The organism is Caryophanon tenue, assembly GCF_001700315.1.
In the GTDB taxonomy this organism is placed as follows: Bacteria; Bacillota; Bacilli; order Bacillales_A; family Planococcaceae; genus Caryophanon; species Caryophanon tenue.
The window spans coordinates 186,054-201,242 of record NZ_MASJ01000023.1; the positions used below are offsets into that span (position 1 = coordinate 186,054).

Consider the following 15,189-nt stretch of genomic DNA (forward strand, 5'->3'; position numbering starts at 1 on the left):
GCCATATGTATCTCACGACAATTAGCCAAAGAATGATAGCAAGCTATTAGATGGGAAAGGCTTAGATAACTATAATTATTAGAATGAGTCGGGTTTGATAGTAGCAGTCAAATTTTGTCATTTTTAGAACAAATGTAATAGTAATTTGATTATAACTGTGATACGCCAGTTTCTTTTATATAATGTGCTTTCAAACAAATTAATCGTAAAAATAGAATGATTTTTACTGATGTGATCGGGATGGAAAGCCAATTGTTACACAAATGCCTTCTGTTTAAGTTTAGCTTAACCTACTAAATTCAGATAAATGATTCCACTCTATTGTTTAAAAATAATTTTAAAACCCATATAAGTTCCTATAAAAAGTAAACATTTTACATTATTTTATTTACATATACACTTGTTGTATTGTATATTATTTAATAATAAAGGAGGGGATAAAATTTGCGGTTTAAAGTTTTTTTAGATGTACAAATAATACCACAAATGTATCGGATGTATTTACTATCATTTATAAAAGACATGATACGTAAAGGAGATGAAGAATTGTATGAGCAATTATACAATGGGACCAAAAACCCTAAGCCATTTACATTTTCGCTTTATATGAAAGACTTTCATTTGAACAAAGAATCACAGCAATATAAGCTTAAAGATGCCACATTAATTTTTTCTACTTCTAATCCTACTATCGGTGTTGCTTTTTTTAACGGATTAAGCCAAACTGACAAATTCACTCATCCAGAATATCCATTCAAAATCACAAGTAAGGAAATCGGCAGAGAGCAGCTGATTAAGTCAGATGTAGCGGCGTTTTCAATTTTAAATTCAGTATTACTAGAAGATAAGAATAAAAAGCCTATTTTATTTACAGATTCTAATTTTGAAAAAGAGTTAAATGTTATAACGAATAAACAATTCCAATCATTATATGGTCGAGAATTATATGAACCTCTTAAAATTCATGCCCACAAATTGAAAAAGCAGGTTATTAAAGAAACAAACCGTCATGCAGATGGAAAAGTCTTATATTATACAGCACAAAAAGGTGATTTAGTTCTTCAAGGCAACCCTAAAGATTTACAGCTTATTTATCAAGATGGTCTAGGTTTAAGACGATCACAAGGGTTTGGCTTATTGGAGGTACAAAATCATGGTTAAAGTTTTAATAAATGATTGGCCATTTTCGATGGGAGCAACAGCTCTTTTACGAATGGATATAGAAAAGCAAATTATATGTAAAAGTAATTTGCTTGAGATTCCGATTGAATGGATTGAATCGTTGCCAGAGCGCCTATTCAGTTATTTAATAAACACTTATAGCATGGGCAATAAACGTGAAGAACAGCTGAAACGTTCATTGCAAAAATTAAGCTCAAGCATAGAAGACGCTGACGTGAAGAAAAAAGAAATATATACATTCAATAGCGATATCATTAAGTCTACAGCGAAGGAGGGCTTAGATCGTGTCGTCAAATACTTTCCAGATTATAAAGATGAGGTGACGGAATTAGTATTAAATATTAATACGGCTCTTAAGGAAGTTGCGTTAGATAAATTAGAGTCATATATTTCCAGAACTATTGATTTGTTAAAGCAACCAGAAATTGATCAAAAACTAACATTAAACGTTGTTAAAGCCACATTGTTAGCGAATTCAGGTGGACAAGTGTCATTCTTGAATGTCACGAAAAATGCGTTGAGTTATAAGGAACAAATAGCATTATTTCGTAAAGATTTTATCGACCCTTTAGTATTTGAATTGAAAATGCAACAATGTATTCAAAATCAAGATACGGAACAAGCATGGAAACTCATTCAGGAGAGTGAATGCGATTTAGCAGTAGAATGGAAAAAGAAAAATAAGAAAGCTACTACTATGGATTTTTCTTATTTTTATGAACTTCCAAATTGTAGTGGTATTGAAGGACAATGGGGAACGCTTACTTATGAAGAAATGATGTTTATGCCTCTTGCGTCTAATAGTGCAAATGATTTTTATAACGGACAACGTAAAAATGCGCCTGTAATAAGCAAGCTAGCAAGGATTTTGTTATTTATTGCACCCATTGGATGTGTGAGTTATAAAAAAATGATTGGTCGAGAAGAGCAATTTGTGTATGGCTTTTTACATGTTGAAGGAGATTGTTTAGAAACGAAGCGACGTAATGATATCTTTTTGCAATCTTTTAATAGGGATAAACTGTTTAGTAAGGCATTAGTAAGTAGTCATGAAAAATTAGTACACGTTGAAAACGAAAGAACAAATTTAACGGTGCTCATTGAATGGATTACGTATAGCCAGGCTAAAAAAACATTGTTAGAGTACCGAGTTGTTAACGAAGTCTTTATAAAAACTTTAGTGGAACATCCTAAACGCTTCGACCTTAATAAAATATTTCCAGTGACCTTTAGAGAACAACTAGTACATCAATCGTTACGTAATAATGACACAAAAACACTTATATTTGAAGAGCTTCGCAGAAATATTACTGAAAATTCAAAAATATATATTAGTATCAAAATGGCTTTAGTTTTACGAGAGTTGATTTCAAAAGGAGGGGAAATGATGGAGCAAAAAACGTTAACAGATCGCATGTATGGACGTGGTCAAAGCATTAATAAATATTTTACTCAAAAGAAATCTGAAGGTGACGATTATAGAGCACCAAATGAAAAAAAATTAGCAACGATTTCGTATCGCCTACTGAATGCAGCAAAAGGTGGGAATCGTCAAGTATTTTTCGATACAGTATTACGTTTACATTTATCAGCTAGTAAACCAATTAGTAAGGAATTTGCAAGTTTGTTAGACCGTGAAGCTGTAAGTGATCACGAGTTTGCGACAATGTCACTCGCATTTATTGCTGGCTTAATGTCTCAGTATGAAGTCAAAGAAAAAACGGAGGAAGTAAAATCATGAGCAAAACATTAACGTTTACAGCTGTTATGGAAGCAGGTTCTTTAAATTATGGAGAAGGTTTTTCGAATATTTCAGAGTTAAAAAAATTTAGCCGTGTAAATGGGAATACATACACATTTGCATCACGCCAAGCAATTCGTTATGATGTCGTACGATTAGGCAATGAACTATTCGGCTGGAACTTAAATACAGTATCTAAACAAAAAGGAACGGTTCAATTTAAAGATGAATTAACAATTGAAGATTCTGTAGAAATGGATTTATTTGGATATTTGAAGACGGGGAAGAAATCTTTGAAACGTCCAGCAACTGTGCGATTAAGCCATGCAATCTCATTAGAGCCATATAACGGAGATATGGAATTTTTAACGAATATGGGCTTAGCAGAGCGATTAGGTGACACAGCGAACTTAGCGAATATTGAAAATCACGTAAGCTACTACACGTATACGATTACAATTGATTTGGATAAAGTCGGTGTGGATGCAAATAATGCGATTGAACTATCTAATGAGGAACGTTTTACACGTATCCATCAATTATTAGACATTTTAAAGTTACTTTCTCGCAACATTAGAGGTCGTCAAGAAAACTTAACACCGTTGTTTGTCATTGGCGGTGTGTACCCAGTAGCCAACCCATTTTTCCAAGGGCGAATTCAATTAGAAGGAAAAAATCTCAAAGTAGATGCTCTTGTTGAAACAACGGAATTTACATTTGGTGGGGAAGCAATGAAGCAATTTACAAAAGCAGGTTTAACGAGTGGAACATTTGCGAATGAAGACGCGATACAAGCAGCTTTGCCGGAAGTAGCATCAGTTGAAACATTCTTCCAAGAAATGATTAAAGCAGTAGCGAATTATTATGAGGTTTCTTATGAAATTGCTAAGGCTTAAAATTTTTCAGGAGACTGCTTGTTATTTAAAACCGTTTGCGTTTAAAGTCGGAGAAACGTTTCCATTAGCACCATTTTCAACGGTTAAAGGGATGCTACATGCTGTACTTGACGCAAAAGAATACATCCCGATGAATATTTCGATTCAAGGTCAATCAGAAAGCTTTGTCATTGATTATCAAAAAAAATATATGTATAAGAAATTAGAAGTACCACCGATAGTTACGACAGCTGGGTTACGAGAGGAACCAGAGCCAGATACATCTGTGTATTCTACGATGCCTATGTATCAGCACTTGCTTTTTAATGTGGAGCATGTCATTCATGTGGAGGCAGAAGAAGCTATACTCAATGCACTATATGAAAAGCTACATCATTTGAATACGACGCTTAGCTTAGGTCGCTGGGAAGATTTAGTAAGGATTGATGAAGTAACTTTTGTCGAAGCGAGTGAGCAAATTTTTGAAGCAACAGTTTACAACCAATATGTACCAGTAGAGCATGAGGATGTACTTTTTGTTACCGGTCATCTGGCGTATTATCGATTACCACGAAAATATACCATCGTAAATGGTAGACGGGAATGGGATTATACAGTCGTAATTTATGCGCTAAAGGATACATTAATAAGTGAAGATACCTGTGTCTTAACTGATGGTAGTTATAGCATTTTCTTAATGAAAGGATAAATGTTATATGTATTATGCAAAGTCTAAACCAGATGTTTTAACAATTGCAGAGCATACGTCAGATGTTGTAGCAGCTGTACAATGCCTTGTGAAAAGCTATGGTAATGAGATTTCATTCTTTACACCGAAAGATTTTGAGCTAATCGAAATTGCTGCTCTATATCACGATTTAGGGAAATATAGTGATAGTTTTCAAAATGTTATTCGAGCATCGATTGATAAAGTACAAAAGCGTATAACAGAAAGTAACTATCCACATAATTATCTTTCTACAGCTATAATCCCATATGGTGAATTGAAAAGAATCTACTCAAAAGAGGAAGCTGAAATTGTTGTATTAACTGTCGGTTTTCATCATGAACGAGACATACAGCCTAAAGAAGACATCATTCTACGCTTTCATCATGACTACATGGCGAAGCATGTGAAAACAATACAACAAGAAATAAAATTGCCTTTTGATGTTCCAGAAAAAGTAAACCGCTATTCCGTTAAAACAGTATGCAATCGTCAAAGTATCATTTCTCGATTTGAACAAACGAATTGGTATAAATATATTTTAGTGAAAGGTTTACTGCAAAGAGCAGACCATGCTGCTTCTGCTAAACGAAAAGGCGAAGATATTTCATGTTACGTTGAAGAAGATGTAGAAAGCGATGTAGCGCAGCGTACAAAAACGTATTTAGAAAACAATTATACACTTCGACCATTACAACATTTTACGTATAACAATCAACATAAAAATATTGTGCTGATCGCTCAAACAGGTAGTGGCAAAACGGAGGCAGCACTTTTATGGATTGGCAAGAAAAAAGGATTCATTACGTTACCACTACGTGTCAGTTTGAATGCGATGTATGACCGAATTCGAGGAGATAATGGAATTCATTTTAAAAGCACAGGTTTGTTACATTCAGCAGCGTTAGATCATCTATTAAATGCTGAAAATGAAGTAGATTCTTTTGAGCAATCTGTAGTTTTAACAGATCATACTAGATTACTAGCAAAAAAATTAACGCTATCAACAATAGACCAATTATTTAAATTCCCATTGTTATATAGAGGCTTTGAAACAGAGCTTGCTACATTGGCATATTCTAAAGTCGTTATCGATGAAATTCAAGCGTATGATGCGCATATCGTTGCGATTTTAATAAGGGGCTTAGAAATGATTCATCAGCTAGGCGGACAGTGGATGATTATGACTGCTACTTTACCTGAGATTTTCTTAGATGAACTAAAAAATAAAGGGTTATTAGATGAACAAACACTCGTTGAAACGATGCTTATTCCAGATGATCGCGAACAACATAAGGAAATGCCAAGAAGACATCGCATACAATTATGTACGACGTTCGAAGACGCCATTCATCAAATTAGTACATTCGCAAAAACATCGAAAGTATTGATTGTTGTGAATACAGTGAAACAAGCACTTTCTGTATATGACCGATTGACAGAGGAGCTACAAGGGAACGAGCTGCATTTATTACATAGCCAGTTTACACAAAAAGACCGTTCACCTAAAGAACAGGAAATTAAAGAATTTGCTCAATTAAATAACACTACACCAGGTGTGTGGGTAACAACACAAATCGTGGAAGCATCTCTTGATGTAGATTTTGACTATTTATTTACGGAAGCTGCGACACCAGATGCGCTATTTCAACGTTTTGGCCGATGTAACCGAAAAGGAATGCGCTTTAATGGAGAAACACCAACTACTCCGAATGTTTTTATTTTCACCGATTTAAACGAGGTATCCGGTCTGGAAACGATTTATGAGCGCGCTATTGTTGAAAATGGGTTAGAAAAACTTTCATCATTTGATGGTGAGTTAATTGGCGAATTGGAAAAAACAGAAATTGTCGCGCAAACGTTCAGCAAGAAGGAGCTAGTTGGAACAGACTATCTTCAAAAATTTGAACAAGCTAACAAAGAATTAGAAAATATGCGGGCGTTTGAACTTAAGAAAGAGGAAGCGCAAAAGATTTTAAGGGATATTCAATCCTGTCTGCTAGTGCCAGGACAAAAGAATTACGAAATCGTCATGAAGTTAATTGAACGATATGAGCACATTCCTAAAGCAATAGATCCGGTAAAGAAAAGTAAATTACGAAAAAAATTACGTTTACAGATTGAGCAATATACGATTTCGGTTAATCAGCGACGTTTAAAATTTACAGCAGAAAATGAGCATTATTCGGTAGGTACGTTTAATCATCGAGATTTTTCGCATATTCGCTATTCGACGGATGTATTATACAGTGAGCAACGAGGGTTAGAATTAAAGCTAGATGAAAAATTTGATAACTTTTACTAAGGAGGATTTCCATTGCAAAGTATAGGCGGTTTGCATATACAATACTATGAAGTTTGTAAGCGGAAATTGTGGCTATATAGTAAGCAAATTGGATTTGAAACCGAGCATGAAAGAGTAATTGAGGGCACATTACTGCATGAATCGTCTTACGCTCGTAAAGAAAAGGAACTGGCTATTGATCAAGCAGTCATTGATGTGGTGGATGGAGAATTTATTCAAGAAACAAAGCTGTCGAGTAAAATGCAACGTGTAGATGAATGGCAATTGCTGTATTACTTATATTTGCTAAAACAAAAAGGGATTGAAAAGCGTGGGAAAATCGCTTATACAAAGGAAAAAAAGGTTGTAGAAGTTACTTTAACAGAGGAAAAGGAACGACAACTTAAAAGAAAAATAGCGGACATTAATTCCATTTTAACATCAGAATTTGCACCGAAATTAAAAAAAATGCCTTATTGTAAAAATTGTGCGTACTTTGATTTCTGTTTCATCACAGAGGAGGATGCAGATGCAACGTGATATTTTTATGTTTTCGAATGGAACAGTGAAACGAAAAGATAATACAATCTACTTAATTTCGGAAGTAGATGATAAAAAACGACCTTTACCAATTGAACAAATTGAAAATTTACATCTATTTGGAGAAGTCAATTTAAATACAACTTTTTTGAATTACATGGGGCAAAAGGAAGTATTTATTCATTGTTATAATTACTATGGTTTCTATACGGGTAGTTTTGTACCAAGAGATCAAAAAGTTTCTGGTATTGTGACAGTGAGACAAAGTGAACATTATTTAAATAATGAAAAGCGTATGATACTTGCACGTGCTTTTGTCAAAGCAGCAGCTTTTCATATGATTCGATTTAATCGAAAGAAAAATAACATGCATTCTGAATTTGTAAAAGAAATTATGACATTGCAAAAACAAATAGCACAAGCGAGTGATGTGCAACAACTAATGGGTATTGAAGGTATGATGCGTCAACATTATTACCGTACATTAAATGAAATGATCTTGCCAGAATTCTATTTTACTGAGCGCACAAAACGCCCACCTAGAGATCCATTTAATGCATTAATATCATTTGGAAACACTTTAATGTATACAACTGTTTTGAGTGAAATGTATAAAACACAATTAAATCCAACAGTGAGTTACTTACATGAACCATCGCAAAAACGTTTTTCCTTGAGCCTAGATATAGCAGAAATTTTTAAACCACTCTTTGTAGATCCATTGATTGTATCGTTAGTGAATACGAAAAAAATTCAGCCGAAGCATTTTGAAGATCATGAGGGAATGGTATATTTAAATGAAGAAGGAAAGAAACTATTCATAGCTGCTTTTGATAAAAAGTTAACGGATTCTATTAAGCATAGACAGCTAAAAAGGAATGTAACGTATCGCTACTTTATCCGCTTAGAATGTTATAAGCTGATTAAACATGTAATCGGTGATGTATCGTATAAACCATTACAAGCTTGGTGGTGATTTGAATGTTTGTCATTATCACTTACGATGTGAATGTAAAGCGTGTAAATAAAGTGTGTAAAAAGTTAAAGGAATACTTAACATGGACGCAAAATTCAGTTTTTGAAGGTGAAATAACGAAAACACAGTTTATGAAATGTAAAAGTGAGTTAGAAAAAATTATTGATCCAGATGTAGATAGTTTGTATTACTACGTAGTGGAAAATCCGAAACATTTGAAAAAAACATTTGTAGGTGCAGAAAAAGGGGATATGGATATTTTCTTTTAAAATGCATTTTGGAAAGTTAACGTATTTATTGATAAAAGCTAGTGATATCAATGGATTCGGGCATGTTAATACAAATATCAAATTACATGATTAGACGTTTACTGCAAAACAGGTTGAATAAACGTTGTAAACAAAGGTTTTTTGCCAGGGGTTTTATCTGAACTAAGAGGGATATAAAGCTTGAAAAACGCGCGACATGGCACTACCAAATAAAAAAGTTTTATCTGAACTAAGAGGGATATAAAGGATTTTTAAATTTCGCACCACATACTACACATCTTTGTTTTATCTGAACTAAGAGGGATATAAAGGCTTGTTGAAAATCATAGCCTTCTTAGTAAGTCAGGTTTTATCTGAACTAAGAGGGATATAAAGTTTTGAAATGCTTGTAACAATCGCTTCAACTGATAGTTTTATCTGAACTAAGAGGGATATAAAGATCATATTTGCACCCGTACTTGCTGCTGCAACACCACCGTTTTATCTGAACTAAGAGGGATATAAAGCTAAATAACGATGTAGGTGTATAGAAAATACCTCGGGTTTTATCTGAACTAAGAGGGATATAAAGTGTCTACCATACCCACCGTGTTTGCGAGTGCTTTCATGTTTTATCTGAACTAAGAGGGATATAAAGGTAGCTGAAGCGAAACCAACGGTTGCGGCTGAAAGTTTTATCTGAACTAAGAGGGATATAAAGTGTATAAAGGCGGCTGCATAATCATTCACCACGGGCAGTTTTATCTGAACTAAGAGGGATATAAAGTTGCAACTGAAATTGACCCCGTGTTGTAGTTCATGAGTTTTATCTGAACTAAGAGGGATATAAAGTTACAGCATTGGTGCTAATATCATGCAAGGGCTTTTTAGTTTTATCTGAACTAAGAGGGATATAAAGTCGCGCTCCACACGCTCTTTTGTTAACCGACGCATGTTTTATCTGAACTAAGAGGGATATAAAGACTGATTATTACGGGAAACCATTACGTGAGTATAGTGGTTTTATCTGAACTAAGAGGGATATAAAGTGCAAGGTGTCATTAATACGATGGTGGCGCTAGAGTTTTATCTGGATTAAGAAGGATATAAAGTGCAGAGATATATTCAAATTATGGAATAGAATGTCCAGTAGTTGACTGAGCGCACAAAAATTACACACTTTTGTATATTCTGTTCAATTTTAAACAGTTACTAATGAATTGCATATAGCTCCTTTACGCCATCAGTCATATAGTTATACATATAAAAATGTGGAGGGGTATTATGCAGAAGAAATTATTAGCTGTACCGTTTATCGTGATGCTTGTATTAGTACTTGTCTTTGTCAGTACGCAAATTCCGATGACGAAAATGGCACCAAAAGATATAGCAATAGGTTTTGTCGTTGCGGATGATGGACAGCTGGCTATGCTCATTCAAGAAAATGTACAAAAAGCAATGGCGAGTAATGATGCGCTTGATATTCAATTATTTGATTCACAACAAGATATGGAGCAAGCGTTACAGAATCGTGAGCTTTACGGGGGCATTGTTATACCTGAAAATTTTTCAGCGGCAGTGCAGAGTTTAGCGACACCAACGCCGATGCGACTGGACATACAATATTATATCAATGAAGGACAAAATGCGAATGTTAGCACGATGTTACAAACGATGTTCACACAACTGAATAGCACAATCAATGATATGATGCGCGCGCAATTGCTACAGCAAATGGAGGCAAGTGGTGTAGCAGTACCAGCTGCACAGGTAGAAGGGCTCATCGCCCCCGTGAAGGCGGATGTGCAAGTCGTGAATACGACAGGCGATTTAGCAACTGCGCCAACTGTGTTTTTCCAGCCACTATGGTTCGCATCGATTTTAGGAGCAGTTTTATTTGTCATGGCAGGGAAGAAGAGCGTGTTCTTGTCACGAAAAGAGCAACTGACATTCAATATTTTGCAATCGGTAGTAGCCATTGTATATTCTTTTATAGCAGGGTATTTTGTGACATGGTGTACGACATGGATACTGGGCTTTGAATTTGAAAGCTTCCATACGGTTGCCTTATTTGTCAGCATGGCATGTATAGCATTTTTATTTTTAATCAAAGCAGCTTTGGTGTGGATTGGCTTACCGGTTATTGCTGTTTTCGTGTTATTAATGTTTTACGGTTTACCGTTAATTCAGCTTGCACCGGAAATGTTGCCGGCGTTTTACCAAGATTTTATCGTGTCATGGATACCGTTTAAGTTTTTAATTGAAGGCTTAAAGGATATTTTATTTTTTGGCTCAGGCCTGATAAATGATAATACGACCATTCTAATGTGGATATTCGTCGTATCCTTTATCATAGTTTGGGTCAAAAATAGTATCACTAAAGTCGAACAGTAAGTCAGAAAGCGAACCGTGCGTAACGTACCGGTTCGCCTTTTTTCTGTATAATAAGAATGAGGTGAGGAGATGAACCGTCGAGCGTTAAAAACACGAAAGGAAATTTTGCATGCAGTCCATACGTTGATACAGCAAAAGCCGTTTGACACAATTACGATTGTTGACATCGTGAGCGAAGCGGATATTAGTCGTGGGACATTTTATACGCATTTTGAAGATAAGTACATGATGTTAAATGCGTATGAGCGGCAATTTTATATCGCCGTCGATGAAGCGATGGACCGTGCTTTAGTACAGACAAACAGTGTAGCTGAAATGATAGAAGTACGCCGGGAATCGATGAAAATTTTATTAGAACAGCTAAAATCGCAACAGCAATTATTAGAGGTGTTATTAAATAGTCCTAAAAAGCCACAAATTGATGAACATATTCGTGCTGGCATGGCGAACTTAATGCATTTCACCATAACGTCTAATCCTGAATATACACATGCAAATTTTTCATTAACGTTATTAGCGAAAATTGCATCAAGCTTATTTATGACGATATTGGATCATTGGGTGGACGAAAACATGGTCACACCAACAGACGAAATTTTAGATACATGTATTAGCTTAATCGTCCGCGGTCCGATGCAAACACTTGTCTTCGACTTAGAAGACGACATACTTGAAAACGTGAAGCAAACTATACGACCGAAAAGCTAGCTGTAGTAGTACGCTATGTGGAATCGCATAAGAATATCCTTCAGCAGTTGTCATTGCTGAAGGATATTTACCTTTGTATTATATTTATACCGTTGCTGGTTTAATATCGCCACCGAACGGGCTTAAAAATGTACGACCTAGCTCGTCTTTTTTCTGTGCGATTGGCAGTTTCGGGAATAATAGCTCAGCTGTTGTATACGCTTCTTCTAAGTGCGGGTAGCCTGATAAAATAAACGTTTCAATCCCTAAATCTGCGTATTCTTGCATACGCGCTGCCACCGTATCAGGGTCACCTACTAATGCAGTACCTGCACCTGTGCGTACTAAGCCGACACCTGCCCATAAATTCGGGCTCACTTCAAGCTTCGTGCGGTCGCCGTTATGAAGTTGCGTCATTTGGCGTTGTCCTTCAGAATCCATGCGTGCAAACATCTTTTGGGCATTTGCAATCGTTTCATCATCTACATGCTCGATTAGTTGCGCAGCCGCTTCCCACGCTTGTTGTACGGTTGGACGAACGATCACGTGTAAACGAATACCGAATTTCACCTGTTTACCCTGGGCAGCAGCAAGTGCGCGTACTTTATCAATTTTTTTCTTCACTTGTGCAGGTGGTTCACCCCATGTTAAATACACATCAATATGGTCAGCTGCTACTTGTAGTGCCGCTTCAGAAGAGCCGCCGAAGTAAAGCGGCGGGTATGGTTTTTGAACAGTTGGGTATGGTAATTGTCCTTGCTCAATTTGTAAATAGTCACCGTTGAAATCTACCTGTTCTTTCGTGTACAAATCACGCCAAATATGCAAAAATTCATCGGTTAAATCATAGCGCGCGTCGTGGTCTAAAAACACACCCTCTCCGGCAAGCTCGACGGGGTCGCCACCTGCTACGACATTAATGAGCAGCCGCCCATTTGAGAAACGGTCTAATGTAGCTGACATGCGTGCCGCAAAACTCGGCGACATTAAGCCTGGGCGCACTGCGACTAAAAATTTTAAATTTTGTGTAACCGGTGCGAGGGTAGATGCTACGATAAAGCCTTCTTCACACGTTTTACCAGTCGGGATTAACACCCCACTATAGCCAAGTGAATCGACTGCTTGTGCAATTTGCTTACAATATTCATATGATGCAGGACGTGCACCTAGCGGGTTGTTTAGTTGACGAAAGTCGCCGTTTGTTGGGATAAACCAAAAGATTTCCATGAATAAAAGCCTCCTAAGAATATGATGAAATCGTTGGGTAACGGTCATTGAGCGCGTATTGCCCTAAATCGCGTAATTTATAATCAATTGGGTCGTGTAATGTATGGGTACGAACATTGCGCCAGAAGCGGTCAAAGTTGTACTGCGCATTTGTTGCGCGTGCCCCCATTACTTGAAACATAGTTGATGTAATATGTAGCGTCGTTTCAACGACCTGCACTTTTGCTGTGGCAATGGCAACACTACAAATGCCGCGGTCTTCTTCTGTAACATGGTGCTTTTTGTGAAGTGTTGTCACAAGCGTCTGAACAGCGCGCTCAAGTAACGCATCAGCCGCTTGGAGCTTCGCAAAAAATGTGCCGTAATGCTGTAATATATACGGGTCTTCAGTCGCATCGTTCACATGTGCTGTCACCCAAGGACGAGCTGACGTTTTTGTATACGACTTCGCTTCTTGAAAAGCCCCTTCAGCTGTACCAAGCAACACATGTAATAAAATCGTTTGCGCAATATGCGTGCGACACGTTGAAAAATAATGTTGCTCCTCGGTATGTAGTGCCAAACATTCGTGAGGAAGTATAGACACATCATTAAATGTCACTGCGCCACTATCAGTTTGTCTTTGCCCGAAGCTATCCCAGTCATTATGAATATGAACGCCAGCACGATTTGCTGGAATGACTGCCATAAGTAGTCCGCTGCCATCCTTTTTTTGTGCCGATACAAGCAAGCAGTCCGCATCGCTTGCACCTGAGCAAAAATATTTTGTGCCTTGTAGCAACCATTGTCCATCTGCTTGTTTTGTCGCAGTGACATGCGTGTCGAGTGGGTTAAAGGCATTGCCATAAAAGTGCTGGTGCTGCGTACCTTGTGTGATCGCTCGCTCGTAATGTGCCTGTGTACCATAGAGTTCAATTGTGGCAATGCATAAATAATGGTAGCCAAATAAATGTGCAAGTGAGCTATCAACGGTCGCAAGTTGGCGTGTAATGCGTAATACCGTTTGCCACGGAATGTCGCCGTCTTGAAATAAGTACAACAAGCCACTTTGTCGCAGCAGTTGGCGTTCTTCGTAAGCAGTACCCCCTTGTTTATCACGCTTAGCGGCTGTTTTGGCAAATGTAGTGATAAGCTGTTCCACCGCTTCGTCGATCGCTGCGGTATGAATCATCATGAAATCGCCTCCAGCTGCAGTTGTTTTTCTTTTTCACGTACAAGTGGTAGCACATTTTTGCCAAACGCCTCTAAATCTTCTTCATAGTGTAAAAAGCCTGTTAACACAATATCGACCCCGATTTTTTTCAGCTCGATAATGCGGTCCGCTACTTGTTCGGCAGTGCCAATTAAACCTGTTTTAAAACCTTCGTTATATTGCAATAAATCTTCATCCGATGCATGTGCCCACATACCTTCGCCTTCAGGGGAAGCAGCGCCTGCTGATTTTACCGATTGTTTAAAGCCTGCAACTGCTTCCTGATTGGCATTCGTCACAATATCACGCAGCACTTGTTTTGCCTCTTCTTCGGTATTCCGAACGATCACAAAGCCGTTGATGCCAAACTGAATCGTTCCTTGTCCAGTTTGCTCACGCAACGTGCGTACTTGCTCAATTTGTGCGGCAATATTTTCAAGCGTATTGCCATTCATAAAGTACACATCGGATACGCGCCCCGCCATTTCCTTTGCAGCTTTTGAGTTGCCTCCTTGGAAAATTTTTGGTTGTGCAAGTGGCTTCGGTTTTAATTGGGCATTATTTAACGAGTAAAAATCCCCTTTAAAATTCGCATATTCCGCTGTCCACATTTCCTTTAACACACGAATAAATTCCTCAGAACGGCGGTAACGTTCATCGTGGTCAAGCCATGGTTCGCCGTAGCCTGTAAATTCGCCTTTAAACCAACCACTTACAATATTAATGGCGCTGCGTCCATCACTAATATGGTCAATCGTTGCAAGCATTTTTGCCATCACCCCTGGATGCCATAAGCCAGGAAGTACCGCTGTAATAATATTGAGTGATGTCGTTTTCGCTGCAAGTGCTGCGGCTAATGTTGCCGCTTCTAATTGCTGGTCTGCACCGTAGCTTGCAAAAAAGCGCGTTTGTAATAATACATAGTCAAAACCATATTGTTCGGCAGTATGGGCGTAGCGAACATTATCGTCAAATGTCCAGCCTGTTTGCTGTGGCAAATCGGAAATGACTAAACCGCCACTCACATTAGGTGCCCAGTAAGCAAATTGTAACGTCACATTTCCTCCTCCTATATACAAAATATTCTGTTATTTGAATGTATGATATTTCTAGAGC

Annotated in this window: 13 protein-coding genes and 1 CRISPR repeat array; of the genes, 10 read left to right on the top strand and 3 right to left on the bottom strand. The window is 37.4% G+C overall.

Translation table 11 applies throughout. The features are described from left to right. Nucleotides 1-444 precede the first annotated feature (444 nt). The 10 genes from cas6 to A6M13_RS11080 all read left to right on the top strand — a co-directional run bounded on the left by cas6 (nucleotide 445) and on the right by A6M13_RS11080 (nucleotide 11,675). Nucleotides 445-1,161 carry a CRISPR-associated endoribonuclease Cas6 gene (gene cas6, locus A6M13_RS11035; RefSeq protein WP_066546145.1) on the top strand — a complete coding sequence of 239 codons (717 nt, stop codon included), beginning with the start codon at nucleotides 445-447 and terminating at the stop codon, nucleotides 1,159-1,161. Then, a complete protein-coding gene (locus A6M13_RS11040) occupies nucleotides 1,154-2,923 on the top strand; it encodes a hypothetical protein (RefSeq protein ID WP_066546148.1) in 1,770 nt (589 codons plus the stop codon). The genes cas6 and A6M13_RS11040 overlap by 8 nt, the downstream gene beginning before the upstream one ends. Continuing rightward, on the top strand, nucleotides 2,920-3,819 hold the full coding sequence (gene cas7i, locus A6M13_RS11045) for a type I-B CRISPR-associated protein Cas7/Cst2/DevR (RefSeq protein WP_066546151.1): 900 nt from the start codon (nucleotides 2,920-2,922) through the stop codon (nucleotides 3,817-3,819). The genes A6M13_RS11040 and cas7i overlap by 4 nt, the downstream gene beginning before the upstream one ends. After that, on the top strand, nucleotides 3,800-4,507 hold the full coding sequence (cas5b, locus tag A6M13_RS11050) for a type I-B CRISPR-associated protein Cas5b (RefSeq protein WP_066546154.1): 708 nt from the start codon (nucleotides 3,800-3,802) through the stop codon (nucleotides 4,505-4,507). The genes cas7i and cas5b overlap by 20 nt, the downstream gene beginning before the upstream one ends. Nucleotides 4,508-4,514: 7 nt before the next feature. Continuing rightward, on the top strand, nucleotides 4,515-6,830 hold the full coding sequence (locus tag A6M13_RS11055) for a CRISPR-associated helicase/endonuclease Cas3 (protein WP_066546157.1): 2,316 nt from the start codon (nucleotides 4,515-4,517) through the stop codon (nucleotides 6,828-6,830). Between the two features lie 12 nt (nucleotides 6,831-6,842). Further along, the gene (gene cas4 / locus A6M13_RS11060) at nucleotides 6,843-7,349 is read left to right on the top strand and encodes a CRISPR-associated protein Cas4 (RefSeq protein ID WP_066546160.1); all 507 of its coding nucleotides are present in this window, start codon (nucleotides 6,843-6,845) and stop codon (nucleotides 7,347-7,349) included. Continuing rightward, nucleotides 7,339-8,325, top strand: a complete 987-nt coding sequence (cas1b, locus tag A6M13_RS11065; RefSeq protein WP_066546163.1) for a type I-B CRISPR-associated endonuclease Cas1b — start codon at nucleotides 7,339-7,341, stop codon at nucleotides 8,323-8,325. Before cas4 ends, cas1b begins: the two co-directional genes overlap by 11 nt. Nucleotides 8,326-8,330: 5 nt before the next feature. Beyond that, nucleotides 8,331-8,594, top strand: a complete 264-nt coding sequence (gene cas2 / locus A6M13_RS11070; RefSeq protein ID WP_066546165.1) for a CRISPR-associated endonuclease Cas2 — start codon at nucleotides 8,331-8,333, stop codon at nucleotides 8,592-8,594. A gap of 150 nt (nucleotides 8,595-8,744) precedes the next feature. After that, nucleotides 8,745-9,685: direct repeats of the CRISPR family, unit length 29 nt; unit sequence GTTTTATCTGAACTAAGAGGGATATAAAG. A 172-nt stretch (nucleotides 9,686-9,857) separates the two neighbouring features. Beyond that, complete coding sequence (locus A6M13_RS11075; protein WP_066546168.1) at nucleotides 9,858-10,967, top strand: YhgE/Pip domain-containing protein; 1,110 nt, start codon at nucleotides 9,858-9,860, stop codon at nucleotides 10,965-10,967. A gap of 69 nt (nucleotides 10,968-11,036) precedes the next feature. After that, a complete protein-coding gene (locus tag A6M13_RS11080; protein WP_066546170.1) occupies nucleotides 11,037-11,675 on the top strand; it encodes a TetR/AcrR family transcriptional regulator in 639 nt (212 codons plus the stop codon). An 84-nt stretch (nucleotides 11,676-11,759) separates the two neighbouring features. Here A6M13_RS11080 and ssuD read toward each other — a convergent pair whose 3' ends face one another. From ssuD to sfnG, 3 genes are read right to left on the bottom strand one after another with little or no spacing between them, the layout of a single operon-like run. Beyond that, nucleotides 11,760-12,881: an FMNH2-dependent alkanesulfonate monooxygenase gene (ssuD, locus tag A6M13_RS11085; protein WP_066546172.1), complete on the bottom strand. Its 1,122-nt coding sequence runs from the start codon at nucleotides 12,879-12,881 to the stop codon at nucleotides 11,760-11,762. A 13-nt stretch (nucleotides 12,882-12,894) separates the two neighbouring features. After that, nucleotides 12,895-14,055 carry an acyl-CoA dehydrogenase family protein gene (locus A6M13_RS11090; protein ID WP_066546173.1) on the bottom strand — a complete coding sequence of 387 codons (1,161 nt, stop codon included), beginning with the start codon at nucleotides 14,053-14,055 and terminating at the stop codon, nucleotides 12,895-12,897. Next, nucleotides 14,052-15,131 (bottom strand): dimethylsulfone monooxygenase SfnG, encoded by a 1,080-nt coding sequence (sfnG, locus tag A6M13_RS11095; protein ID WP_066546175.1) that lies wholly within the window; start codon nucleotides 15,129-15,131, stop codon nucleotides 14,052-14,054. Before sfnG ends, A6M13_RS11090 begins: the two co-directional genes overlap by 4 nt. Between the last annotated feature and the right edge of the window lie 58 nt (nucleotides 15,132-15,189).

Coding starts and splice junctions, on each gene's coding strand:
- A6M13_RS11040 (WP_066546148.1), top strand. CDS start 1,154: ATGGTTAAAGTTTTAATAAATGATTGGCCATTTTCGATGGGAGCAACA.
- cas7i (WP_066546151.1), top strand. CDS start 2,920: ATGAGCAAAACATTAACGTTTACAGCTGTTATGGAAGCAGGTTCTTTA.
- cas5b (WP_066546154.1), top strand. CDS start 3,800: ATGAAATTGCTAAGGCTTAAAATTTTTCAGGAGACTGCTTGTTATTTA.
- A6M13_RS11055 (WP_066546157.1), top strand. CDS start 4,515: ATGTATTATGCAAAGTCTAAACCAGATGTTTTAACAATTGCAGAGCAT.
- cas1b (WP_066546163.1), top strand. CDS start 7,339: ATGCAACGTGATATTTTTATGTTTTCGAATGGAACAGTGAAACGAAAA.
- cas2 (WP_066546165.1), top strand. CDS start 8,331: ATGTTTGTCATTATCACTTACGATGTGAATGTAAAGCGTGTAAATAAA.
- A6M13_RS11075 (WP_066546168.1), top strand. CDS start 9,858: ATGCAGAAGAAATTATTAGCTGTACCGTTTATCGTGATGCTTGTATTA.
- A6M13_RS11080 (WP_066546170.1), top strand. CDS start 11,037: ATGAACCGTCGAGCGTTAAAAACACGAAAGGAAATTTTGCATGCAGTC.
- ssuD (WP_066546172.1), bottom strand. CDS start 12,881: ATGGAAATCTTTTGGTTTATCCCAACAAACGGCGACTTTCGTCAACTA.
- A6M13_RS11090 (WP_066546173.1), bottom strand. CDS start 14,055: ATGATGATTCATACCGCAGCGATCGACGAAGCGGTGGAACAGCTTATC.